Annotated in this window: 22 protein-coding genes; 10 read left to right on the top strand and 12 right to left on the bottom strand. The window is 39.4% G+C overall.

All coding sequences use genetic code 11. The features are described from left to right. Nucleotides 1-185 precede the first annotated feature (185 nt). Nucleotides 186-746 (bottom strand): transposase, encoded by a 561-nt coding sequence (locus tag A33Q_RS10555; RefSeq protein ID WP_009033934.1) that lies wholly within the window; start codon nt 744-746, stop codon nt 186-188. Between the two features lie 219 nt (nt 747-965). Continuing rightward, complete coding sequence (locus tag A33Q_RS10550; protein WP_009033933.1) at nt 966-1,796, bottom strand: helix-turn-helix transcriptional regulator; 831 nt, start codon at nt 1,794-1,796, stop codon at nt 966-968. 478 nt (nt 1,797-2,274) lie between these two features. Here A33Q_RS10550 and A33Q_RS10545 point away from each other — a divergent pair, with 478 nt between their 5' ends. Then, complete coding sequence (locus A33Q_RS10545; RefSeq protein WP_009033932.1) at nt 2,275-3,105, top strand: ion transporter; 831 nt, start codon at nt 2,275-2,277, stop codon at nt 3,103-3,105. Here A33Q_RS10545 and A33Q_RS10540 read toward each other — a convergent pair. The 5 genes from A33Q_RS10540 to ileS form a co-directional block, all read right to left on the bottom strand. Next, nucleotides 3,102-3,791 carry a potassium channel family protein gene (locus A33Q_RS10540; protein WP_009033931.1) on the bottom strand — a complete coding sequence of 230 codons (690 nt, stop codon included), beginning with the start codon at nt 3,789-3,791 and terminating at the stop codon, nt 3,102-3,104. The genes A33Q_RS10545 and A33Q_RS10540 overlap by 4 nt on opposite strands. 14 nt (nt 3,792-3,805) lie before the next feature. Beyond that, a complete protein-coding gene (locus A33Q_RS10535) occupies nt 3,806-5,608 on the bottom strand; it encodes a TrkH family potassium uptake protein (protein ID WP_009033930.1) in 1,803 nt (600 codons plus the stop codon). Nucleotides 5,609-5,682: 74 nt separating this feature from the next. Beyond that, nucleotides 5,683-6,279: a hypothetical protein gene (locus A33Q_RS10530; RefSeq protein WP_016255085.1), complete on the bottom strand. Its 597-nt coding sequence runs from the start codon at nt 6,277-6,279 to the stop codon at nt 5,683-5,685. Between the two features lie 93 nt (nt 6,280-6,372). Beyond that, nucleotides 6,373-7,041 (bottom strand): lipoprotein signal peptidase, encoded by a 669-nt coding sequence (locus A33Q_RS10525; RefSeq protein ID WP_009033928.1) that lies wholly within the window; start codon nt 7,039-7,041, stop codon nt 6,373-6,375. Between the two features lie 72 nt (nt 7,042-7,113). Next, nucleotides 7,114-10,494, bottom strand: a complete 3,381-nt coding sequence (gene ileS, locus A33Q_RS10520) for an isoleucine--tRNA ligase (protein WP_009033927.1) — start codon at nt 10,492-10,494, stop codon at nt 7,114-7,116. A gap of 248 nt (nt 10,495-10,742) precedes the next feature. On the opposite strand from ileS, the gene A33Q_RS10515 reads away from it, so the two are divergent. Then, nucleotides 10,743-11,195, top strand: a complete 453-nt coding sequence (locus tag A33Q_RS10515) for a DUF1569 domain-containing protein (protein WP_009033926.1) — start codon at nt 10,743-10,745, stop codon at nt 11,193-11,195. A 258-nt stretch (nt 11,196-11,453) separates the two neighbouring features. On the opposite strand, the gene A33Q_RS10510 is transcribed toward A33Q_RS10515, so the two are convergent. Further along, nucleotides 11,454-12,806 (bottom strand): deoxyguanosinetriphosphate triphosphohydrolase, encoded by a 1,353-nt coding sequence (locus tag A33Q_RS10510; protein WP_040490377.1) that lies wholly within the window; start codon nt 12,804-12,806, stop codon nt 11,454-11,456. A gap of 119 nt (nt 12,807-12,925) precedes the next feature. On the opposite strand from A33Q_RS10510, the gene A33Q_RS10505 reads away from it, so the two are divergent. The 4 genes from A33Q_RS10505 (at nt 12,926) to A33Q_RS10490 (ending at nt 16,155) form a co-directional block, all read left to right on the top strand. Then, the gene (locus A33Q_RS10505; protein ID WP_016255084.1) at nt 12,926-13,738 is read left to right on the top strand and encodes a DUF4382 domain-containing protein; all 813 of its coding nucleotides are present in this window, start codon (nt 12,926-12,928) and stop codon (nt 13,736-13,738) included. A gap of 107 nt (nt 13,739-13,845) precedes the next feature. Continuing rightward, nucleotides 13,846-14,634: a DUF4382 domain-containing protein gene (locus tag A33Q_RS10500; RefSeq protein WP_009033923.1), complete on the top strand. Its 789-nt coding sequence runs from the start codon at nt 13,846-13,848 to the stop codon at nt 14,632-14,634. Between the two features lie 2 nt (nt 14,635-14,636). After that, on the top strand, nt 14,637-15,671 hold the full coding sequence (gene ribD / locus A33Q_RS10495) for a bifunctional diaminohydroxyphosphoribosylaminopyrimidine deaminase/5-amino-6-(5-phosphoribosylamino)uracil reductase RibD (RefSeq protein ID WP_009033922.1): 1,035 nt from the start codon (nt 14,637-14,639) through the stop codon (nt 15,669-15,671). 1 nt (nt 15,672) lies between these two features. Next, a complete protein-coding gene (locus A33Q_RS10490; RefSeq protein ID WP_009033921.1) occupies nt 15,673-16,155 on the top strand; it encodes a GAF domain-containing protein in 483 nt (160 codons plus the stop codon). A gap of 21 nt (nt 16,156-16,176) precedes the next feature. On the opposite strand, the gene A33Q_RS10485 is transcribed toward A33Q_RS10490, so the two are convergent. Continuing rightward, nucleotides 16,177-16,749 carry an LOG family protein gene (locus tag A33Q_RS10485; protein WP_009033920.1) on the bottom strand — a complete coding sequence of 191 codons (573 nt, stop codon included), beginning with the start codon at nt 16,747-16,749 and terminating at the stop codon, nt 16,177-16,179. Nucleotides 16,750-16,795: 46 nt separating this feature from the next. Next, entirely contained in the window at nt 16,796-17,392 is a 597-nt protein-coding gene (locus tag A33Q_RS10480) for a hypothetical protein (protein ID WP_009033919.1), read from the bottom strand. A gap of 241 nt (nt 17,393-17,633) precedes the next feature. Here A33Q_RS10480 and A33Q_RS10475 point away from each other — a divergent pair, with 241 nt between their 5' ends. Further along, nucleotides 17,634-18,014, top strand: coding sequence for a DUF2784 domain-containing protein (locus A33Q_RS10475; RefSeq protein WP_009033918.1), 381 nt, complete (start codon nt 17,634-17,636; stop codon nt 18,012-18,014). A 651-nt stretch (nt 18,015-18,665) separates the two neighbouring features. Here A33Q_RS10475 and A33Q_RS10470 read toward each other — a convergent pair. Continuing rightward, nucleotides 18,666-19,892 (bottom strand): ABC transporter permease, encoded by a 1,227-nt coding sequence (locus tag A33Q_RS10470; protein WP_016255080.1) that lies wholly within the window; start codon nt 19,890-19,892, stop codon nt 18,666-18,668. 11 nt (nt 19,893-19,903) lie between these two features. Next, the gene (rbfA, locus tag A33Q_RS10465; RefSeq protein WP_009033916.1) at nt 19,904-20,287 is read right to left on the bottom strand and encodes a 30S ribosome-binding factor RbfA; all 384 of its coding nucleotides are present in this window, start codon (nt 20,285-20,287) and stop codon (nt 19,904-19,906) included. Nucleotides 20,288-20,438: 151 nt separating this feature from the next. Between rbfA and A33Q_RS10460 the strand changes: the two genes are divergently transcribed. The 3 genes from A33Q_RS10460 to A33Q_RS10450 all read left to right on the top strand — a co-directional run bounded on the left by A33Q_RS10460 (nt 20,439) and on the right by A33Q_RS10450 (nt 23,985). Beyond that, nucleotides 20,439-21,782, top strand: coding sequence for a hypothetical protein (locus A33Q_RS10460; RefSeq protein ID WP_235062794.1), 1,344 nt, complete (start codon nt 20,439-20,441; stop codon nt 21,780-21,782). A 171-nt stretch (nt 21,783-21,953) separates the two neighbouring features. Continuing rightward, nucleotides 21,954-22,976, top strand: a complete 1,023-nt coding sequence (locus A33Q_RS10455; protein WP_009033914.1) for an AAA family ATPase — start codon at nt 21,954-21,956, stop codon at nt 22,974-22,976. 19 nt (nt 22,977-22,995) lie between these two features. Continuing rightward, the gene (locus A33Q_RS10450; RefSeq protein ID WP_009033913.1) at nt 22,996-23,985 is read left to right on the top strand and encodes an N-acetylmuramoyl-L-alanine amidase; all 990 of its coding nucleotides are present in this window, start codon (nt 22,996-22,998) and stop codon (nt 23,983-23,985) included. Nucleotides 23,986-24,017: the final 32 nt, after the last annotated feature.

Genomic DNA, 24,017 nt, shown 5'->3' with positions numbered 1-24,017 from the left:
CCAAAGGTCAGGTTGCTGCCAACCTTTGAGATCTTTTTCTGACCTCGAAGGTTTTTCAGGGAACTGTGAATAAAATAAAGTTTTACTCTTCAATAAAGACCTTCGGGGTTTTTGGAAACCCCAAAGGTCGGGTGCTGCCAACCTTTGAGGTCTTTTTTCTGACCTCGAAGGTTTTTTGACTCCCTTTACTCCATTAAAAGATCCTCAGGCAAATACTTTTCCACATTCTCTTGATGCGCAATTCTGAAGCCCTCCATTCCTCCAAACCATTCTAAGGCCAATTCCCTGCTTACTTTTGATGACCTGTCGGAAAGATAAGCTTGAAAAGATGAAAATCTCCATTCAAAAGGGCTTTTGGTCAACTGGTGCTTTACAGGGTTTTGATGGATATAAATGATTATTCTAGTAAGGTATTCTTCGGACTTGATTTTTTTTCGCTTGAACTTTCTTTGAAAGAGTGATCCGTTTCTTGAAAAGACTTTATTATAGCTCTTGGAGTAAGAATTCTGAAAGTCTGAAAATGCTTTTACAAGTTGTTCATCAGAGATGCCAGAATTGACTTTTACTAAGAAATGGTAGTGGTTTGGGATCAAAGAATAAGCTAAAGTTGCTACTTTATTCCCCAAATAGTTATTGAATTTCTCCAAGAAATAAAAATAGTTATCATCTGATTTGAATAGTTTTTCATCTCCAACAGCCCTATTGTAGATGTGGTAAATTCCTTCGGGTTCAAAAATGTCTGTCATATTGATAAAAGTTTAATGGACAGTAATTTATTCAAATCTTCTCAAAACTAAAAGACCTTCGGGGTTCTTTGAAACCCCAAAGGTCACGTGGTCGCTAACCTTTGAGGTCTTTTTCTGACCTCGAAGGTTTTCTTGGAGAAGACGTGAAATAAACTAATGCTAATTTCTAAATTAAGACCTTCGGGGTTCTATGAAACCCCAAAGGTCGGCTCTGATGATCTATCCAAAATACCTCCCCCTAAACTGATGAGGAGTTTCGCCGGTATGCTTTTTAAAAAACTTAATGAAGTAGGAGGCGTCGTTGAATTGGAGCAGGTCAGCGATTTGGTTGATGTTTTGGTCGGTATGGAGGATATTCCTTTTGGATTCGAGTATCAATTGCGCATTGATGTGTTCGGAGGCTATTTTCCCTGTTTTTTTCTTGCAGGCTTGATTGAGGTTTTGAGGTGATGTTTGTAATAAATCCGCATAATCAGCTACTCTGTGCAGCAATGGACTTTTTTGGGTCAACAAACTTAAGAATTTATCGCAGAGAGGATTTTCTTTTCCATTATTGAAGGATTCTGAAGCATGATTGGCAATTTTCGAAAAAAGCACCCTCAAGTATCCTTTGATCAAATCTTCTGAATATTGATCTGGGTGTTGATAGGCAAGTAAGATGTCTTCGAATATTTGCCCGACAATGGTATCCTTCCAAGCAGGTATTCTTGTCAACTCCCCCATTTGCTGCATTTGTTGCAGAATCTTCACTTCTTTGACTGCATCAATGAACTCCTCCTTGAACATCATTACATAGCCTTTGGGAATGGCTGTAAACTGCCAAAAGTGCAATTGGCCTGGTTTCAAAAAGTAAAAGTCAGGCGTTTGAATTTGAAAATTTTCCATCTCTATCCAGTGGAATCCTTCTCCTTCAGCGATAAAAATCAGTTCGAAGTAGCCTTCGTGTTTATGCGGCTTGGTCTTTTTGATCAAAGGCTTAAAACGAGAGATCTTGAACACCTCTTTAGTTTCAAGCTTATTTTTGGTAGTTATGGGTGAGGTAGATTTCATGATAGGGAGCAAATTGGACAATTTTCATCGAATTCGAAACCAGCAATTGGAAAAATGGTTGGTGGGCGTGAAGAATCTGCATCTAACAAATTCTAATTTAAAAAATATGCACTTGTACAAGTGCAAAAACACAGTGCTTTTGCACAAGTAAATGTGCATAAATTGGAAAACACCTATTTGAAATTGGAGGAAAAAATGAGTCTCGAAATCAAGTCTCTGAATCAACCCAAGGCTGGATTGTCAAAGATGATATAAAATATCTGGATTGATGAAGAGGGGGATGAGTAGGTTTTTTTTATGAACATACACTCGATCAAGCCAGTAGTCTTAGTAAAGCTGCAAAATTAGAGTTTTTTGACCCTGTGATCTAGTGTCAGACCTGTCAGGTTTTTAAAACCTGACAGGTGTCTTGGTCTTCTACAGTCGTTTGGTCAACCATTTTTATTATATTGACACTTCACCTATTTCTTGAACCACAATGCCTATTTTCCCTTCCAAATCACGGCTTGCGCATATCGTCTTCGAACATGATGACAAAGCTTCCAAAAATTTTGATTTAGCCATTCTGATATTGATTTTGGGAAGTCTGGTTGTGGTGATTTTGGATTCGGAGCCAAGTATTTACAGTGAATACCATCGCGAACTTTTGATTCTCGAATGGATTTTCACCGGTCTTTTTACTATAGAGTATGGGTTGAGGATTTGGCTCAGTAAAAAAAAGTGGGGATATATCTTCAGTTTTTATGGACTGGTAGATCTTTTGGCCATTGTACCTACCTTTTTGAGTCTGTTTTTGGCAGGCACACAGTTTCTAGTGGTGATCAGGGCATTGAGGCTTCTTAGAGTTGTGAGGATTCTTAAGCTTGGTCGCTATATGAAAGAAGCAGAGGTGCTCAAGTCAGCCTTAAAAGCAAGTAAACTCAAAATCCAACTTTTTTTAGGAACTGTAGTGACCATCATATTGATTGCAGGCACACTGATGTTTATAGTGGAAGGTCCGGAAAGCGGTTATACCAGTATAGGAATGTCTATGTATTGGGCCATTGTGACGCTGACTACAGTGGGGTTTGGTGACATAACACCCTTGACTCCTCTAGGCAAATTTTTGGCTTCTGTTATCATGCTTTTGGGTTATGCAATCATTGCTGTACCCACAGGTATCGTCACCTCTGAACTTGCCATTGCCAATACCAAAAGCAAGAAAAAGCAAGGGATAACCTGCAATAATTGCAATAGTAAGGAACTTGATTTGGATGCTGCGTTTTGTAAATTCTGTGGATCTCAACTGAAAAATGTAAACAAAGGTTAATCTTCCAAACTCAAAATTTCTTTAATATCTTTAATATGACCAAAAAGAAGTAAAATATCATCTTCCTCAATTTTGGTTTTTGGGGTTACTACCCCAGTGACCTTTTTACTTTTTGCTTTTATGCCAAAAATATTTAGTTTTTCTTCCATTTTTATCAGAGTCAATATATTGATTCGGTAATCTTGTCTGATTTTGGTTTCTGCAATGGTTAGTCCTACATATCGCTTTGGTGCTTTCACTTCAATAATATTATAGTCATCAGATACGTCCAATGAGTCTATTACTCCTTTCATCTGGAGACTTTTTGCCATACGTTCTGCAGAGTCTTCTTCCGGATGAAGGATTTCATCTACACCAATGGCTTGTATGACAGTTTCATGCACTTTATTGATTGACCTGGAAATAAGTCTTTTTATCTGCAATTGTTTAAATAAGGCCGTTACCATAATCGAGGCACCAAAATCTTCACCTATTGCTATAATCACCGCATCAGCTTCTCTGCAGGGTAGATTTTTAACTGCGTGGATATCGGTGGCATCCAATACTATGGCATGAGTAATTTTGTCTTTAACAGCTTCTACCTTCTCCTCACTGGCGTCAATTCCTATTACCTCGTGACCATAACTGGTAAGTCTCGCGGCCAAGTGCCCTCCAAAATTTCCCAATCCTACAATGATGTATTTCATAATTCAATTTGGTTTTATGTAATAAACACTCCTTCTTCAGGATACTTATAGCGAAGAGTCCTGGCTTTTTTAACAAAAGCTACAAGTACAGTCAATGTCCCTACTCTGCCTAAGAACATGATAATCGTAACCACTATTTTACTTCCGTTTGACAAATCACCAGTAATACCTAAACTCAAGCCTACAGTGGAAAATGCCGAAAATATTTCAAATGCTACATGAATCAATGCTATTTGAGGGTCGAAAAGTAATACCGTAAATACGCCCAATCCGATCACCAAAAATGAAAGTAAAATTACTGCAAATGCTTTTCTTAGGGTTTCATTTCCGATCTGTCTCCTGAAAATCTCCACACGGTCTTTGCCCCGCGCAATACTTACAGCATTAAGAACTGCCACCGCTATGGTGCTTGTTTTCAACCCACCTCCGGTAGATCCCGGGGAGGCTCCTATCCACATAAGGATGAGATAGATCAAAATAGTGGGCATGGCAAGTGCAGACATATCCACTGTATTAAATCCGGCAGTTCTTGGTGTCACAGCTCCAAAAAAAGTGGTGACAAATTTTCCGTAGCCCGAAAGACCTTCCAGCGTATGATTTTTTTCAAATATCCAAAAAGTAATAAATCCGATCAGTAGCAAAATACCCGTAGTATACACAATGAGTCTGATATTTACATTTACTACCCTTGGTGCATGTCTATATTCCTCCTCTCCGGTGATGAGTTTTTTTGTTCCTACCCATACATGCTTGAAGTAATTATAATACCCAAATACAACCGGAAATCCAATTCCACCGAGAATTATGGCGAAAGCAATGATCAGGTGAACTGTATATTGGTCTCTGAAGCCACTTTCATATAGTCCATCACTTAAAGTAGAAAATCCTGCGTTACAAAAACCCGAAATGGCATGAAATGTAGAAAAAAACAACTGGTCTCCTACACTTTCAAATAATTTCGGGTCTATGGAAGAGTAAATAAGTAAGACTGCCAATCCTTCGGTGATCAATGTGAAAAGAATGATTTTGAGCAGAGTAGAATTTATTGCTCCAATATTTTCTTCATTGATGTAATCCCTAAGGAAAAGTTGGTTCTGTAAAGTATAAGATCCCTTAAAGAAAAACCCAAAAAATGAGGTGAAAGTCATCATTCCAAGACCTCCCACCTGAAATAAAATCAAGATTACAAACTGACCAAAAAAAGTAAAATCTGAAGAAGTGTCCAAAACAATCAAACCTGTCACACATACTGCCGAGGTAGAAGTAAATAAAGCATCTATCAAGGATATTCCATTGGTTGTGGCATTGGGCAATAATAACATGCAGGTACCGATAACTATCACTATCAAAAAGCTAAGAATAAAAACCAGCGCGGGGTGGAGCTTTAGCTGATTCGCAATTAGGCTCAGCTTACTAAGCTCTATCAAGAATAATATCAAAATCAGTAGGTTTACCAAAAATGCCTTGATTTCAAGATTTCCGACAGTTAATGGATACCCTAGTTCAATAACACCAAAATTGACCAAAGAAGTAAATATCAAAAAAAGGATTATGGTTATTTCTACGATCATCCTAGAGTGGTTGTATCTCTCTGATCTGGAAAACAACCTCACCGTGTAGCCAATCGATAAAATGATTAAGAGGAAATAATATAAAGTCCCTAAAAACCCCTCCTGAATGTTATCCCTAAACCCAAGGTCATAAACCAACAGAGAGAAAGCTAAAAAACTTATAATTGAAATTACACGATTATTAAACTCAAAAATTTTCTTAATGAGTAAAATTTTATCATCAGGACTTTTAAAAATAGGGAGCAAAATTTATCTATTAAGATTGAAATATAATTGATCAGAAAATGATTTAAAAAATACCTGCAATTTAAATCTGAAAATTAATCCTCAAGGGATACGAATGTCATCCTTTCCTTACCGCTTCCATAGAAATATAGTTTGTTACTCTCTAGATGATACACTCTGGCTGCTTCCAAATTTTTTAAAAACTTTGCTTCAAACTCGTGAGCAGGTAATGTAGTTGAAGCTGAACTTGGGCTATATTTTGTAGCAGCTGTATCAATTAAAAATAAGAGCGTTTCATCTGAAAGCTCAATTTGGCCTGAGTACTCAAAAGAAAAAGTCCTGATATTAAAATCAAACATGGATTTATCTTCTGTATCAACATAAGGTTCTAGAATGTCAAGGGTGATCTTATAAATATTCTCATAATCTTCTCCAGCTAAAGCAAATTCAGCCCATCTGGCCATGCATGTCAGTTGATCCAGTTTTTTACTCTCAATCTCCTGAAAGGCTACAAATTCCCATTTTCCAAACAAATCAAAATCCCCCTCCACATCAGAAAGATCAAATTGACAGATATCCCTATTTTTTCTTGGAGGGATATCTTCTGTTATTTCTTCATTGACCGGTTGCTCATCGATTCCTCCGCAAGCGCATAAAAACAGCAAAATCCCAAAAAAAGAAATTGATTTCATAGCCAAGTCCCTATTTTGACTAAAGTTAGCAATATAAAGCGGTTTATCAATCTCCTTAACAAGCATAAAAAAAAGGCTACTAGAGCCTTTAAATCATTGGTTTCTGGTAGAGGTTTTTTCTTCACCCTCTATAAATTGCTTTTGGATTTCATCTACTTCTTCTTCCTCTACAGTTTTCTTTTCTTCGTTTTCCTTAAAAAACTTATTCTGGAAAATCAGGATTATGGCCACTCCGACAAATATAGCAGCATCGGCAATATTAAAAATTGGCCATAATGCAGTATAGCTGCCTCCGAAAACGGGAATCCATTCAGGTAAATAACCTTCCCAAATATCTATGTAAAACATATCGATCACCTGTCCATGAAACCAGGGGTTTGGCGCATTGTAGGGGGCATTTTCCAACCATACTCCATAAAATATACTATCGATCAAGTTGCCTATGGCCCCACCCAAAATCATAGAAATGCATACAATGTATGCAGTATGCATTTTTTTTTCGATGATGTAATACAAGTAATAACCAATTCCAAACATTGCAACAAGTCTGAAAGTAGTCAATATCAATTTACCGTATTCTGAACCCAATTGCATGCCGAAGGCCATTCCCGGGTTGGTGGTGTAATGTAACTTAAACCAATCCCCAATCACCTTAATCTGGCCAGGTGTGCCGAAGTCCATCTGATAGTGGACAACCAATTTTACTGCCTGATCAATCAAGATGACTAAAAGGGCAATTCCAAAATATTTGAGATATTTCATTTATACCAATTCAAAGCCACAGATTTAAGGATTTTTTAGCTATTCCCCAATCTGTGGCTGTTTTATTTTTGATCAGGCCTTTTCGACCTTAACTGTAATTTCGAAATCATCCATATCCAAGACAGTGCCTCCGGAAATAGAATCTTGTAGCTCCAACGAAAGAGCCTGTGTTTCGGTTTGGATATACCGTGCAAAATTTTGCATGGCCGCGTCGCTCAGCTCATTTTGCCTTGCTACCTGAATATTGATCTTATCCTGAACTTCAAGCCCCATATCTTTTCTCAGGTTTTGCACTCTATTGACTAAGTCTCTTGCTATTCCTTCCTGTTTCAATTCTTCAGTAAGGGTTATGTCCAAAGCTACAGTCAATCCTTCATCAGTGGCAACGGACCATCCCGGGATATCCTCTGAACTGATCAGCACTTCTTCCAAAAGCAATTCTATAGTTTCGCCATTGGCATCTAAAGTTATTTGACCATTTTGTTCAATCTCCGCAATTTCTTCTTGCCCCCAACTTTTAATGGCAGCTACGACGAATCTCATTTTTGGTCCTAGCTTTTTTCCCAAAATAGGAAGATTCGGCTTGACACTCTTCACCAATACACCGGAAGCATCGTCTATATATTCCACTGCCTTGATATTGACTTCGGATTTGATCAGCTCTTCCACATGCTCCAGCTGTCTTTGGGTTTTTTCTTGGAGTACTGGTATCATGATCCGTTGTAATGGCTGTCGGACTTTGATGCCAATCTTTGGATTTTTCCTTAAAGAATGTACCAAAGAGGAAGTACGCTGTGCCAAGTCCATACTTTCTTCAAGATCTTGATTGATCAGGGAATCATTTGCAGAAACCCAGTCCGTGAGGTGGACTGATTCAGAAGAGTTAGCTGTAGAGGCGGTCAGACTTTTGTACAACCAATCTGCATAGAATGGCGCAAAAGAAGACATCAATTGGGTCAGGCTGTATAAACATTCGTAAAGCGTCTCATAAGCAGCCTGCTTGTCAGCATTCATATCACCTCTCCAAAATCTTTTTCTAGCCAACCTTACATACCAGTTGGACAGCTGATCTACCGTGAAGTTCATGATAGCTCTGGTCGCTTTGGTCGCATCGTAATTATCCATGGCGGCTTCTACTTCGGCTATCAGGGATTGAAGTTTGGAAATGATCCACTGGTCCAATTCTGCTCTTTCGGGTACCGTAATTGATTTGCTTGAATCGTAAACAAAAGCATCAAGGTTGGCATATAGCGCAAAGAAATTATATGTATTCTGTAAAGTACCGAAGAAGCGTCTTTGGACATCAGCAACTCCTTCAAGGTTAAATTTGAGGTTGTCCCAAGGATTGGCATTGCTCAGCATATACCATCTTAGTGCATCAGGACCATACTCTTTCAAAGTTTTGAATGGGTCGATTGCATTGCCCAGACGTTTGGACATTTTATTGCCATTCTTGTCAAGGACCAGCCCGTTGGCAATTACATTTTTAAATGCTACTGAGTCGAACAGCATCCCCGCTATAGCATGTAGGGTAAAGAACCAGCCACGGGTCTGATCTACTCCTTCTGCGATGTAATCAGCTGGGTAATTGGCTTTGAAAATGTCTTCATTTTCGAAAGGATAATGCCATTGTGCATAAGGCATGGCACCGGAATCAAACCAAACATCTATAAGGTCTGTTTCACGGAACATTTTTTCTCCTTTAGGGGAAACCAAAATCACATCATCTACATAAGGTCTGTGGAGATCCATTTCTTTCCCATCCCAAGGGGATTTTTCCATAAATCCTTTCGAGATTGACTTTTTGATTTCTTCTTGCAGTTCCGCTACTGAGCCAATGCAGATCTCTTCTGAGCCATCTTCTGTTCTCCATATTGGCAATGGGGTTCCCCAAAACCTTGATCGGCTCAGGTTCCAGTCCACCAGATTTTCCAACCAGTTGCCAAAACGGCCTGTCCCAGTCGCTTCGGGTTTCCAGTTGATAATTTTATTCAACGCTACCAGCCTGTCCTTGTAAGCGGTGGTTTTGATAAACCAGCTTTCAAGTGGATAGTAAAGTATAGGCATGTCAGTTCTCCAACAATGTGGATAGCTGTGCTCGTATTTTTCCACTTTGAAGGCTTTGTTTTCATTTTTGAGGATAATGGAAATGACAATGTCAGTGTTTTTGTACTCCGCAGCATTTTCATCATCCTTGGTGTAATTTTTCACAAAGAAATCATCTGGTCCAAATTCCTTGTGTGCTTGAATACCATGTTCTTTCATTTTAGAAGACAAGTATTCACCTACTACAGGAAGGAATTTACCTTGCTTGTCCACGACAGGAATTTCATTTCCTTGTTCATCCTGCACAAAAACACCCGGTACATTGTTCTGCACCAATGTCCTGAAGTCATCCGCACCAAAAGCTTTGGCCAAGTGGACTATTCCTGTACCATCCTCAGTGGTTACATAATCTCCCGAGACTACTGTAAAAGCAGGGTGCGGCAAAGAAATTGCGTTTATGGGAAATAATTGTTCATACTCCCAGCCCAACATGTCTTTTCCCTTGAATTCTTCAGTGATTTCAAAAGGAATCAACTTATCTCCTGGCTTAAAGTCTTCCAGTGAAATATCCTTGGCCTTGGGGTTGAAATAAGCGCCCATTCTGGCTTTGGCCAAAATGGCAATCATCGGATCAAATGTGTAGGGATTGAAAGTCTTGACCTTCACATAATCCAGATTTTCACCGATTGCCAAAGCGGAGTTGGAAGGTAATGTCCAGGGGGTGGTCGTCCAGGCAAGGATGAAAGTGTTTTCCTGACCTTTAAGCTTAAATTGAGCAGTGATAGAAGTGTCCTTTACATCTCTGTAGCATCCCGGCTGATTGAGCTCATGAGAGCTCAGACCAGTTCCAGCTGCAGGAGAGTAAGGTTGGATCGTGTAACCTTTATAAATGAGATCTTTTTCATAAAGCCTTTTGAGCAGATTCCAAAGAGACTCTATGTAGCTAGGCTCGAAAGTGATATACGGATCATCCAAATCCACCCAATAACCAATTTTTTCGGTCAGGTCATCCCATTCATCTTTGAATCTCATGACCGTTTCACGGCATTTTTTATTGTATTCTTCGACAGAAATAGACTTCCCGATATCCTCTTTGGTGATTCCCAATTCTTTTTCAACTTGTAGCTCTACAGGAAGACCGTGAGTATCCCATCCTCCTTTTCTTTTGACCTGAAATCCTTTTAAGGTTTTGTATCGGCAGAAAATATCTTTGAGGGTACGTGCCATCACATGATGGATCCCGGGGGTACCATTCGCTGAAGGCGGTCCTTCAAAAAAAGTGAATGTTTCTTTACCTTCTCTATTATTTACTGACTTATTGAAGATGTCGTTTTCTTTCCAAAATTGCAGGATATCTTCTCCTATTTGTGGATAACTAACCTGCTTGTATTCCTGATATTTTTTCACAGTATTCCTTGGTGTTTTTTACCTGAGCCACCCATTATTAATGGGAGAGCTGCATGTGATATTTCTGGACTTTCAACTTACCTTAGGGAACCATGATCATGCACTAAGCTGATTTTAAGGAAATGCCCAAGATGTAAGCAGGCGCAAAGTTAAGATATTTTGGAGGAATAGAGGTAGAGAAATAGAAAATTGATACCAAAGCATTTCCACTTGCATTTTATTGTTTAAGTTTAGATAAATGAAGACCTATGAACAAATCCATTTTTGATCAAAATGCTGTAGAGGAAGTTATTTCCAGAGTTGCGAAGCTGAACGCGACTGACAATGCCAAATGGGGAAGGATGACTGCAACCGAAATGTTGGCCCATTGTAACCTGGCCCATCAGTCAATACTCAAGGCTCCAAAGGCTGAAAAGGATGGAGGTTTTAAAAAGTGGGTAACAAAATTATACTTTATTTATTGGATGAAGGAATTTCCGAAAGGGGCTAAAGGCCCTGGGCGATTTGATATGAAAGATAAAGTCGATATCAGCTTGTTTGAAGAAGAAAAATCAAAATATAAGCATATAATAGGAAAGTATGCCAAGCTGGATCAAAAGCTTTCAGGATATCACCCCCGTTTTGGTGCACTTAGTCATAAAGAATGGGGGGTATTTGTCTGGAGGCATGCAGATCATCATTTGAGGCAATTTGGGCTTTAAGGGAGGGGTTAATCTTGATGTTGCAAATCACCTCACAAATCCAAACAGCCATAGTGAATTCCATTGACAGTACAGAATTGCAAATCGGCGATTTCTAAATAGGAGCCCCTTTTCATCCTTGATCACTCAAACCATATGTTTTTCGGATATATCCCAATACTAAGGTTGATTTTCCTTTGCCTCTCGCGCCTAAAATCCCCACCAACTTTCTTTCCCAATCTATGTCATCATATTTATCTTATTGTTTCTAAGCTGCTATCAAACTCCCGGTAAAGCTATTCCTTTTACTTTTCTGTAAAGGGATAGCGCATACTTGTCAGTCATACCTGATATAAAATCAATCAACTCCCTCAAAAGGGGGTAGGGGTTATGCCTGGGCCCCCAATTATCCATTGGAAAGTCTTCGGGAAGTAACCTGAGAATACTTTTGTCTTTTCCCGAGTAAAGATCAGTTTGGTAAAATTTGTGATTCAAAGCTCTGGAAAAAACCTCCAGTAATCCTTCAAGAACCTGAAAACCCGCAGCTTCTTTTTCCAGTACGGGCTTTGAGCGGTAGATTTTCTGAACTGAGAGTGTTGAGATTTTTTCAAGGGCTTGAGCTGAAGGAATGATGTCTGTAAGCGCTTGGTCAAATGAGCCTTCCAGCATTTTTTCCTCTTGCTCACAAAAAGCTGAGACAGCCTCATCAATCAATTGGCCGATAGTCATGGCTCTGAGAACTGCCAACTTTTGAGAGGTAGTTTTGTACTTGGAGAGTTTTTTCTGTTGGAATTTTTCTCCCAATATTTCTACCAATAAGGACAAGGTCTCCTCAAAGCTGACCAAACCTAAAGTACATCCGTCTTCAAGGTCAATAATGCTGTAACAAATGTCATCCGCAGCTTCTACCAGAAAAGCCAGGGGATGTCTAAAGTAGCTTTCAGGACTTGAATGACCGAGGCCTAGAATCTTCGCCAGATTCTCATACTCTTTTTTATGATCTATGAAAAAACCGAACTTCTTGTGGCTTTTTCTATTTGGGTTTTTTTCAAAAATCTGCGCTGGTCTTGGGTATTTTGTAAACGATGCAAGCGTGGCGTAGGTGAGCTTTAAGCCGTTCTCTTTGGAGACCAGCATCCTAAAGCCTTGTGCATTGCCTTCAAAATTGCAAAGGTCTGTCCATTCCTGTTGCGTAACGTAAGGTTGCCATGCATATCCGTAGGGGTGATGGTTGAAAAAATCTGAAATAGCCTCTTCTCCTGCATGTCCAAATGGAGGGTTGCCAATGTCATGAGCCAGGGCTGCCGCAGCTACGATTGCACCTATATCTGAGGATGAAATCCCACTTTCCTGTAGACCTGGGTATTTTTGAACAAGAAAATCTCCAGTTGCCTTTCCCAATGATCTTCCTACACTGGAGACCTCCAAGCTGTGTGTCAAACGGGTATGCACGAAATCATGCTCGGGAAGGGGAAAGACCTGAGTTTTATCCTGAAGATTTCGAAAGGGAGCTGAGAAAATAATCCGGTCATAATCTCTTTCAAATTCACTTCTGCTTTTGGTTTCAGAAGAAGTCAGGTTTTTGTTGATTTCAAATCTCCCACCTGATAAAAGTTGTTCCCAGTTCATCATGCCCAAAAATACTAAAGCTACCGGAATGGTATCCAAATATTGGTAAAAAATATGCCGGTTCGATGTTTTGGTATCAATATTGAATTATAGCATAGCGTCAACACCAAAAATTTATTACCATGAAAAACAAACTATTATCGATGATGCTGTCAATGCTGGCAGCTCTGGGAATGATTTCCTGTGATCAACAAGAGAACTACAATACTATTACAGAAGGAAATGCAAAAGTGAATGTACTTCTGGTGGATGCACCGGCTGATTATGAAGAAGTATGGGTTGAAGTGCTGGCTGTCAGAATCCTTCCCCATGGGAATAATGAAAGTGAAGATTCGGGCTGGGTACACCTCGACCATGAGTCTGAAGAAAGGATGGTAAACCTGTTGTCACTTGTTGGGAACAATGAAGCCTACTTAGGCAGTGTGGAGGTTCCTGCGGGAAGGGTATCCCAAATTAGATTGTTGTTGGGGGATAATAATTATATCATCAAAAATGGCGAACGTATTGATTTGAAAACACCAAGTGCCCAACAAAGCGGATTGAAACTTCAGGTAAATAAAGAGTTTGAATCAGGGAGAGAATACGATCTGATCATTGATTTTGATGCCGGAAGATCAATCGTAAGGGCAGGAAACAGCGGCAATTATATTTTGAAGCCAGTATTGAGGGTTGTAGCTGAAACAGCCGCTTCTATCCAAGGCACTATTTTACCGGTAGAGGCTCAGCCTAAGGTGACAGCTACTCGAAATGGGGAGTCATTTTCCACCTTTACCGATGAGAATGGATTTTTCAGGTTACGGGGAATACCCGGAGGGACTTATGTCATTGAAATTGAACCTCTCGAACCTTATCTGCCAGTTATCTTAGATGGAGTAAGTGTAGGAAATGGGGAGACAGTCACCATTGAAACCATTACGTTAAATACAGAAGACTGATTTGAATAAAAAATACAAAAGGCCGTTCATCATGGAGGTGGACGGCCTTTTTATTTATCATTTTCAATAGTCCCTGCATATTAAACATTCTTTTATAAATTTGCTCTGTGAATAAACTAACCCTCCTTTTAATTTCGGTTTTACTATTTAGTTCCTGTACAGATGCTTCGGAAAGATCTACCGGGTTGGTAAATGTATTTCTGATTGATGCACCAGGCGATTTTGACCAAGTATGGGTTGAGGTTTTGGGAGTTGAGCTGAAGACTATTGGAACTCGTGGTCAGGACAATGCTGATGCTAAATTTTTTCCAAATGATCAGCTTATCAAAAGAGTGAATGTAGCAGCCCTGATCAATACAAATAGTTTTTTGATAGGTAGGGGAGAACTTTCATCAGGGAGTATAGTCGAAATGGAATTGAAGCTGGGTACTGACAACTATGTGATCCGTGATGGAGAAAGGACCAATTTGGTTCTTGATGAAGGAGCTGACCTCAGCCTGTTGTTGAATACAGCACTTGACCCTGGAATTTCTTTGGACATGTTTATCGACTTTGATATCTATAGATCGATAATTCAGGGAGAAGGAAATTCATTGGTGCTGCGTCCAAGGCTTCGGGCTTTTTCCAGTTTAAATACAGGTAATATTGCTGGTGGTCTGAGACCTTTGGGAGAAAAAGCCATCATATATGCTATCCAAAACCGTGATACAATAGCATCTACAGGAGTCGACGAGGGGACTGGTAACTTTAGGATCAGGGGGGTAAATGGCAATTACAGAATTACGATCCAACCTTTGAACGCTGATTTTTTAGGTGATACGGTCAACAATGTAAATGCTGCGCCAAGGCAGACAACTGAACTTGGAAACCTTACTTTGAGACCAAGAGAAAACTAATCATGACCAGAGACGAGGAATTTATGCAAAGAGCGTTGGACCTTGCTCGTCAGGGCGAAGGAAACGTCAGGCCCAATCCCATGGTAGGTTGTGTCATCGTCTATCTAGATAGAATAATCGGTGAAGGATACCACATGGCTTATGGTGGCCCCCATGCAGAACCCAATGCCATTGGTGCTGTTCGAGATCAGGAGCTTCTAAATGAAGCAACTGTTTATGTCAATTTGGAGCCCTGTGCCCACTGGGGCAAGACCCCTCCCTGTGCAGATTTATTGGTGAAAACGAAAGTAAAAAAAGTGGTAATCGCCTGTGTGGACTCCAACCCTTTGGTGGGGGGAAAGGGAATTTCGAAATTGCTGAATGCTGGAATAGAGGTAGAAACAGGTGTGCTGGAAAGAGAGGCAAAAGAACTAAACAGAAGGTTTTTTACATATATAGAGAAAAAGCGTCCCTATGTGCTTCTCAAATGGGCAGAGACCTTAGATGGATTCGTTGCTAGGGAGAATTTTGACAGCAAATGGATCAGCAATACATACAGTCGACAGTTGGTACATAAGTGGCGCTCAGAGGAAGCTGCAATTATGGTGGGTACCTCAACGGCCCAATATGATAATCCTAAATTGAATGTGAGAGATTGGAGCGGAAATGATCCCATCAGGGTAGTGATTGACAGACACCTTACTTTAGATCCCAACTTGTACTTATTTGACCACAGTCAATCTACCATTTGCTATAACCAGCTGAAACAAGAATCAGAAGAAAATCTTGAGTTTGTACAAATGCCGGCTGATTTTGAAATCGAAGAGGTACTTCAGGACCTTTACAACAAAAAAGTACAAAGCATTTTGGTTGAAGGGGGGAGTCAAATTTTAAATAAATTCATTTCAAAGAACCTTTGGGACGAGGCTAGGGTTTTTACAGGGCCCGTAAGTTTTGGTAAAGGAATCAAAGCTCCGAATATTCAAGGCCTGCCATATCAAGAGTCAGGAATAATGGGTGACAAGCTTAAAATTTATAGAAATACCAATCAAGAATAACATGGCTGAATCTATCTATTTACCGGAAGCTGCTACCAAAGCAGAAAAGTACGAAGCAATATTGCCTCAAGTTGAAGCATTGATTTCCACTGAGACAGATACTTATGCGAATCTTGCCAATGTTTCAGCGGTCTTGAAAGAAGCTTTTGGATTTTTTTGGGTAGGCTTCTACTTGGTCAAAGAAGGTGAATTGGTGTTGGGACCGTTTCAAGGTCCTTTGGCCTGCACTCGCATCAAGCTGGGTAAAGGTGTCTGCGGTACTTCTTGGGAAAAAGCCGAAACCCAATTGGTTCCCGATGTGGATGCATTCCCTGGACATATTGCCTGCAGCTCAGCTTCCAAATCAGAAATTGTAGTTCCCGGAATCAAGAACGGTGAAGTATGGATTGTTTTGGATGTGGATAGTGACCTTCTGGATGATTTTGACTATACAGATCAGGAATATCTGGAAAAATTGATGCAATTGGTTGATAAATACTGCTAATCAGCCTAGTTTTTCAGCATTTTATTTTATTTCCCATTTATCAATATGTTGGGGTTCAAAAGAAGTCATTTTATCCAAAAGCTTTACGGGATCGTCAGATATAATGAGCAAGTTGAGTTGGGCTTGGTGTAGGAAACCTTCTTTTACTGAGTGGTCTAAAAATGCTATCAGCTTGTCGTAATAGCCATTGACATTGTAAAGGGCTAGGGGTTTTCTGATATAGGCCAATTGATTGAGGGTCATGATTTCAAAAAGTTCCTCAAATGTCCCAATACCCCCTGGCATAGCGATGAATCCATCGCCCTTTTCTGCCATCAGCCATTTTCGGTCCCGCATCGTTTCTACTACAGTGAGCTCAGTGCAGCCCTGATGCGCAACTTCAATATCAACGAGTTTTTGGGGAATAATTCCATATACATTTCTACCTGCTTCAAGAATGGCGTCTGCAATTACGCCCATAAGCCCCACATTCCCTGCTCCATAGACCAAATCCAGGTTTCTTTTGATCATTTCTTGGGCCAAGACCCGTGCTCCTTCGGTATATGCAGCATTACGGCCCTTGTTCGACCCACAATAAACAGTGATTTTTTTCATACTCAAAGATAGGACTTAGTAGTTTTGAAGCATAAAAAAACCTGTGTTAAACAGGTTTTTTGTTAAGGGCGTCTACAAGCTCTCTTTTTAATTTCCTTTCTCTTTCCAAGGTGTTTTTTCGATGTTGCTCAAATTCCTCCACTGTTTCCTCCAAATCTTTTCTTGCTTTTGAAATCACTTTGTGACTTTGACTGTACTGAAACAAGAAGAAAAGAAATGCTGCTGAAAGACCAACTACAATGGTCCACATAATGCTGTTGTAGGCAGATTTGTGAATAGGCATTCCCAAAAATTCGAAACTGTCTCTTGCCTCTTCAGCTTTGGTAAGTTGTTGTTGTACTTCTGCCATTTGATTTTCCAGCTCTTCTATTTGTGCTTGCCTTTCTTTAAGGTCCTTTTTCACAATTACGAGCTGGTCCTTAAAGACATTTAATGAGTCGGTGACATTTTGTCTGATCTTGTCAAGGTTGGTCCTTTTGACGACTTTATATTCTTGGTAATTGTTTGATACAGAATTTAAATATTCAAATTGGCTGTAAATCGTGCCTGAGTTTAATGATGGAGCTGGGGTTTCGTCCTGGGCAATGCCTGAAGTGATGGCAATAAAAAAAGTAAATAGACTGATAAATATGGATTTTTTCATTCTAGACTGGTGGATTTTGTACTATTTTTAATTCAATTTTCTCAGGTAAATCCTGATTTTGTAGAGTTAGCAATAAATATGCCTTTTTATTAAGGGATTATCAAAAAAAGAACGTGGAAAAGTATATTTTTTGATCAATTTAGGAAGGCTGGTATCTTCTTGTTTTGTTCGTTATATTGAAGTATGTCTTAATTTAAAAAGGAGTAGGTATAAATATGCGAGAGGTTATATAAAAATTGTGATGTGGGAAAATGAATTTATTCTTGTAATTGGGGATTATTTCTTCCTTGTTTTTCATACAGCATTGGTGCTTTTCAACCTTTTAGCATGGCTATATAGGCCGCTACTGAAATGGCATTTCATTACGATTCTTATAACTTTTGCTTCTTGGGGTATTTTAGGTTTGTGGTATGGTTTGGGATATTGCCCTTTGACCGACTGGCATTTTGGAATACTTCGGAAACTTGGGGAAAGCGAACTGCCTAATTCTTACATCAGTTATTTATTGCAAAGGCTTTTTAACCTTACCTTGCCTGCCAGCTTGGTGGATGGGCTTACTCTGGGATTTGCTTTAGCTGCATTGATAGTTTCTATTTGCCTCAATTTTTTCAAAAAGAAATAGTAAGACTGTTCCAAATCACTCAAAATTGAAGGGTTAACTTTTAATTTTTCTGGTTGTAATCCATGATTTTTCCCGCAATAGGAGCATGTATTTTGAAATCCTTAAACTGGAACTGTTTTTTGAAGTCTATTTTAATAAAAGTGTAATTAATGTTGATAAAAAATAAAAATAATGTAAAAATTAATCCATTTCTTTGCAAAAGTTTTAATGAATGGAATGTTTTATTAACTTTGAATCATCAACAAAGACAAAAGGTCTTGCAGATACAACAACTTGTAGGATGATGAAATTGGCAAACATGCCCTCCTGTCTCGGGGGTGGGGATTCCGGAATAAAGTAAATAGCGAGCTCGTATTTTACCTAACTACCCTTTGGAGGTTCGAGTCCTTCTCCTACAGCCAACAAATCAACGGCATAAGGCCTTGAGCATAATTGACACAATTCTTACACTGTAGGATGATGAAATTGGCAAACATGCCCTCCTGTCTCGGGGGTGGGGATTCCGGAATAAAGTAAATAGCGAGCTCGTATTTTACCTAACTGCCCTTTGGAGGTTCGAGTCCTTCTCCTACAGCTGGTTATTTTGGGTTTATTGTTAATTGACTAAAGCTGTGAAAGTATTCACGGCTTTTTTACTTTATAGCCTACCTATCAAAGATCTGTTGACTTTACATTTGAAGCAATTTTTGCGGGTCTGTAAGCTGCCAGGAAAGTAATTGCAATCACTGCTAAGCTAGTCCATAAAAAATCTGTCCAGACAATTTTCACTGGATAACTTTCTATGATAGATGAACTGATTCCAAGGGTAACAAGCCCAAAGGTGTCCTGAACCCATACAATACTGAAACCAAGCACCAAACCTATAAGGGCACCACTGAAGGCTATAATTGCACCTTGTTTCAGGTAGATTTTTTTCACCAAAGATTCTTTGGCTCCCATGGCGAAGAGTATGGCCGTGTCTTTCTTTTTTTCAATAGCCATCATGCTGAGGGAAAAGAAAATATTGAAAGAGGCGATGGCTAATATAAAACTCAATGTAATGAACACGAATAACTTTTCGATTTTTATCGTACGCAGGATGCCTGCATGTTGTTCGTCTGTATCCTTTACCAGAAAATCATCTCCCAGATGATCACGTAATCTTTTTTTGACTCTTTGAATCGGTTGTCCTTCCGCAACTTTAATCTCCAGAGATGTTCTTTTTTGACCGTAATTGAGGAGTTTGCTTACAAACGATATTGGGGCTATGATATAATTATCATCAAAATCTTTTTCAATGCTGAAAAAAGCGGCTGGCCTGATAATGTCCCTGTTGTATAATTGATTGGGGTCAATGCTTCCGGCAGTTCTGGGAGCCTTGGGGTAAAAAACCTGAAGTAATTCAAATTCATTTTCAAGATCAATAGAAAGGAAAAATCCTATCCCTCTTCCCACAATAGCTTTGGGCTGCATTTGGGTTCCTAAATCCAACTCGCCCCAAACATAACCCTCCGCAAATCTGTCTTCATCCTGAAGGTAGCTGTCGGAGACGCCCTTTATTCTGGCAAGGTGTTGATTATCTCTGTATTTAAAAAGGGCATTATCTTCAATTACCTCTGTAATGAGTGCTACACCTTCCACATTTTGGATTCCATTCAGCCAGTTTTCATCAACTTCAAAAGATTTGCCCAATGCGGCTTCTATCTTTAATTCCGCGTCAAAAGAAGCATAGAGGCTCCTTACAAGATTCTCAAGTCCATTAAATACAGATAATACCACGACAAGGGCCATAGTACCTACAGCCACCCCAATCATGGAAATCCTTGATAGAATGGTGATGAAATTCCGTTTCTTTTTGCTTCGGAAATACCTAGAGGCTATGAAGTAGGAAAGGTTCAATGGATGTGTAATTAATCTTCTTCTTCATCCTCATCGTCTTCTGAGGCTTCGGGGATATCAAGCTTGGAAATGACGGCATCCATGTGTTGGGCATAGGACGCCGATTCATCTAAAAATAAGGCGATTTCAGGCACTACCCTTACACTTTTTCCTATACGGTTGCCCAAGTGTTTCCGCAACTCACTTTTTTTCTTATTCAGTGTATCAAATACAGCTTTGTCCTTATCCATCAAAAAGCTGAGGTAAACCCTTGCCAAGCTAAGGTCTTGGCTTACCATTACCCTGGCTACAGTGATAAAGGCACTGCCAATCAAATGTTTTCCTTCTTTTTGAAAAATTTCACCAAGTTCTTTTTGGATGAGTTTGCTGTATTTTTGTTGTCTTTTACTTTCCATATCAGATTAAAGTTGGTACAAATTTAGTGAATTAAATGACTAACCTTTAATTTCGGGAGTTCTGATTGTATCACCATTCATCCATCACTAGATTTTGATTAGCTTTTTTAGAATTAACGATCCTTTTCGCCTTTTGGCCATTTTGGCTTTGATGGTTTTGATAAGTGGAGCCTATATTTGGTTATTGGATTTACCTATTCTCCAGCCTGAAATGATATGGATGCTCTTGGGTGAGCGAATGGCAGAGGGAAAGCATATGTATAAGGATATCCTTGACGATACCGGGCCTTTGGCTGCAGGAACCTACTGGTTGTTCCACCTGTTTTTTGGCAGATCAATCATGGTTTACAAAATACTTGCCTGTTTAATCATATTTGTTCAACTGTTTTATTTGAACTCTCTTTTTATCAGGTATAAGTCTTTTGATGAAAATACATACATTCCAGCCTTTGTAGTCCTGATTCTTTATAGTAGTTCATTTGACTTGCTTACTCTGTCTCCCGCTTTGATGGGCAGTACTTTTATCGTATTTGCCATTGGACAGCTGTTCTCCCAAACCGTACTTCAAAAAGAAGGTTCAGATTCTGTGCTGCTTGCAGGGATGTTTGGCGGAATTGCAATTTGCTTTCATTTTCCTTTGGTAGTTTTTTTGCCATATCTTATACTGGCCGGAGTTGTTATCAGCAGCTTCTCATTTCGGCAGTTACTTCTCTCTATAGTTGGATATTTTATCCCATTGTCTATTTGCCTGCTTTATTATTTCTGGATAGATGCTCTTCCTGAATTTATCGTAGAATACATCCTTACAGGTAGGCTGGGAGAAGTATATGTGCACATGACCTATAGAGATTTGCTCTTGCTATATTTGACTCCTTTTTTCTTTGGGGTAATTGGAGTTTTTATCAGTTCCTTGTTTAAGTCTTTGACGATCAATCAACAAAAGCAGCTTCAGTTGATGCTTATTTTTCTAGTATTTGCAGTAGCATCTATTTTTCTTGTCAACAGGAGGACACCTTACCAATTATTGGTGGTCATTCCTTCCCTGACTTATTTTATTTCCATGTTTTTTATTACCTCGAAATCAGGATTTATCCCAAAAATATTTTCCTGGATTTTTGTCCTGGGGATTCCCTTATTTGGGATTTCATGGTGGTCGGTCAAAAACAATCAGAATGAGCTTGCCGATTATGTCATAGTGGAAAAGCAGGAGCACGAAATCAGCAAAGGGAAAACAACCCTGGTACTTGGAAACGATTTGGGTTTCTACACACATGCTTCGCAGGTAACACCCTATTTGAACTATTACATTTCCAGGGAGGTCTTGGCGGATTTTGAAGATTTTCAGGATATGGCATCAGCTTACAGAAATTTTTTGGAAGAAAAACCGGAACTGGTCGTAGATGAGGACGGTGTTTTTAGAAATCTTCTGGAAAGAATCCCACTGCTGAAAGAGAGGTATAGAAAATCCGGGAAATTCTATTTCTTGGAAGATTAAAATTTTTGGAGTCTTCAGATTTTTCCTCACTATTAAAGATGCATTTCTTTGACAATGAGTTTATTATCCATTAACTTAAAATGGAAGTAAAAGCAATGCTCCAAAAGCCATTGAAATTCTGGATTTGGAGGCAGGCTATTTTGTATTCTAAAACCAAAAAACTCAAGAACCATGTCTGAGACACTGTTGATTCAGGATTTGAAAAAAGAAGTTAATTGGATAAAAGAACTGATCAAAATTCGGTGGGGGATTCTCCATGAGGGCTTAACCAGCGAGAGTGCGCTACAACATAGGCCACCTGATTTCTCCAAAAGCAGGTCAGTTTATTCCGAATTGCTTCAGAAATATAAGCTGACTGTAATGGATAGGCTCTTTTTAGGTTTGGGAATGTTGATTTATGAGGATCATTCTGCTGTGGAAAAATTCTTTGTGGCCAACAAAGGGAGACCAGAAGATTGGGGATTTATACAAAGTCCTTTAGGCTTTATTCCCACTGGAGAAACTGCAATTTTTGTTTTGGCAGGTAAAGATCTGGGCCTTCAGGAAAGGATTTCGGTACAGATGAAGCGAGAGTCACGTCTCTTGGAAACAGGTTTGGTTTCTTGGAATGAAATGACAGGTAAATCTTTTATTCTTATTCCTGATCAATTTATGGAGATATTAAGCATCACTGCTCTTGGGGAAGCTAAATATGCCATGTCATCTTTGCCCTTAGAAGGGATGTACCTGGATAATGTAAATACATCAAAGCTATTGAAACCACAATTGGATAGACTGAGCGAAGAATTGAAAAAATCAGCGTCCAATAAAGCTGTAAGAGGTTTCAGAGTGCATGTAAGGACTGTTCCTGGGATTGGAAAAGTTTTTGACTTTGCGAAGCAGCTGCGCAATTCAGATTTCTTATTCTATCATATTAATACAGGGAAATTTATAGGGGAAACCGAGAAAAATCTAGAAAGGCTAAGGAGTCTGAGTAAGGATTCAAATGTGGTTTTGTTTTTTGATGAAGCAGATGCGCTTTTTGGAAAACGGACAAATGTAAGGGATTCTCACGATAGATTTGCCAATCAGGAAATTGCTTATCTTAAGAGCATCTTTGATGATTTTCCGGGAACAATCATATTTTCAGAGCCAAACGAGGAATTACTTCTCTTTTTTGGAAAGGAAGCATTTAATCATACTATCAGCTATTAGTCTTCTTAATAATAAATGTATGGAAAGTAAATATGGATTTATCAAAATGTCTGTGGATGAATTTACAGATTGGCTGAAGCAGCAAAGGGTTGCCAGAACGGTTTTGAATATTCAACAACACCACACGTGGATACCTAATTATTCCCATTTTAATGGTAGGAATCATTTTGAAAGACAGTTGGCTATGAAAAATCATCATGTTGGGGTCAATGGCTGGGCGGATATTGGGCAGCACTTCACCATTTTTCCTGACGGGACTATCATGACCGGAAGACCGTTGGAGCGTGTTCCTGCGTGTATTACGGGTCACAATGCACATTCCATTTGCCTTGAACACATAGGGAATTTCGACATTGGCAATGATGAAATGAGTAATGCTCAAAAGAAAAGTATAATTAAAGTAACCGCAACTCTTTGCCGAAGATTTAATCTGCCCGTGAATGCGAACAGCATACTCTATCATCATTGGTTTGAGCTGGGCTCAGGATTGAGGAATAATGGAACAAGGAACAATAAGTCATGTCCAGGGACGGGTTTTTTTGGTGGTAATAAGGTGGAGAATTTTGAGAATCACTTTAGGCCTTTGGTACTTCAGGAGCTGGGAGAATTTGATGTGGCTCAGACAAAAAATCCATTTATCAAATATGTGATCGTCACAGCTGGAAGGCTCAATATAAGATCTCAACCCAGTGGGAGGGCTAAATTGGCCAAAGATAGGAATGCAGCTGAATTAGGTTCGATTTTAAGAGTCTATGGACGAACAGATGGCTGGTTGAAGATATCCAATTCTCAAGATCATTGGGTTTCCGAGAGGTTTACCTCGGGTGTTCAAAGAGCAACGGTCAATGCCAATGTGCTGCGCGTGCGTTCGGGTCCGGGAACTGGATATTCTATTGAAGGAACCTTGCCAAGAGGGGAGGAAGTTTTTATTTCCGAAGAAAAGAAAGGTTGGCATAAAGTGGGCTTTGAGGAAAAGTGGTTAAGCGGAGACTTTTTGGACTTCCATTAAACAAAAAATCCGGGAAAATTTTCCCGGATTTT

The sequence above is a fragment of the Indibacter alkaliphilus LW1 genome (assembly GCF_000295935.2).
GTDB classification, from domain to species: Bacteria; Bacteroidota; Bacteroidia; order Cytophagales; family Cyclobacteriaceae; genus Indibacter; species Indibacter alkaliphilus.
This window is presented reverse-complemented; position numbering and strand designations above follow the sequence as displayed.

Bases quoted from the DNA above. Each gene is read 5' to 3' on its own strand.
- A33Q_RS10555 (WP_009033934.1), bottom strand. From the start codon at position 746: ATGACAGACATTTTTGAACCCGAAGGAATTTACCACATCTACAATAGG.
- A33Q_RS10550 (WP_009033933.1), bottom strand. From the start codon at position 1,796: ATGAAATCTACCTCACCCATAACTACCAAAAATAAGCTTGAAACTAAA.
- A33Q_RS10545 (WP_009033932.1), top strand. From the start codon at position 2,275: ATGCCTATTTTCCCTTCCAAATCACGGCTTGCGCATATCGTCTTCGAA.
- A33Q_RS10540 (WP_009033931.1), bottom strand. From the start codon at position 3,791: ATGAAATACATCATTGTAGGATTGGGAAATTTTGGAGGGCACTTGGCC.
- A33Q_RS10530 (WP_016255085.1), bottom strand. From the start codon at position 6,279: ATGAAATCAATTTCTTTTTTTGGGATTTTGCTGTTTTTATGCGCTTGC.
- A33Q_RS10525 (WP_009033928.1), bottom strand. From the start codon at position 7,041: ATGAAATATCTCAAATATTTTGGAATTGCCCTTTTAGTCATCTTGATT.
- A33Q_RS10515 (WP_009033926.1), top strand. From the start codon at position 10,743: ATGAACAAATCCATTTTTGATCAAAATGCTGTAGAGGAAGTTATTTCC.
- A33Q_RS10510 (WP_040490377.1), bottom strand. From the start codon at position 12,806: ATGATGAACTGGGAACAACTTTTATCAGGTGGGAGATTTGAAATCAAC.
- A33Q_RS10505 (WP_016255084.1), top strand. From the start codon at position 12,926: ATGAAAAACAAACTATTATCGATGATGCTGTCAATGCTGGCAGCTCTG.
- ribD (WP_009033922.1), top strand. From the start codon at position 14,637: ATGACCAGAGACGAGGAATTTATGCAAAGAGCGTTGGACCTTGCTCGT.
- A33Q_RS10490 (WP_009033921.1), top strand. From the start codon at position 15,673: ATGGCTGAATCTATCTATTTACCGGAAGCTGCTACCAAAGCAGAAAAG.
- A33Q_RS10485 (WP_009033920.1), bottom strand. From the start codon at position 16,749: ATGAAAAAAATCACTGTTTATTGTGGGTCGAACAAGGGCCGTAATGCT.
- A33Q_RS10480 (WP_009033919.1), bottom strand. From the start codon at position 17,392: ATGAAAAAATCCATATTTATCAGTCTATTTACTTTTTTTATTGCCATC.
- A33Q_RS10475 (WP_009033918.1), top strand. From the start codon at position 17,634: ATGTGGGAAAATGAATTTATTCTTGTAATTGGGGATTATTTCTTCCTT.
- rbfA (WP_009033916.1), bottom strand. From the start codon at position 20,287: ATGGAAAGTAAAAGACAACAAAAATACAGCAAACTCATCCAAAAAGAA.
- A33Q_RS10460 (WP_235062794.1), top strand. From the start codon at position 20,439: ATGGTTTTGATAAGTGGAGCCTATATTTGGTTATTGGATTTACCTATT.
- A33Q_RS10455 (WP_009033914.1), top strand. From the start codon at position 21,954: ATGTCTGAGACACTGTTGATTCAGGATTTGAAAAAAGAAGTTAATTGG.
- A33Q_RS10450 (WP_009033913.1), top strand. From the start codon at position 22,996: ATGGAAAGTAAATATGGATTTATCAAAATGTCTGTGGATGAATTTACA.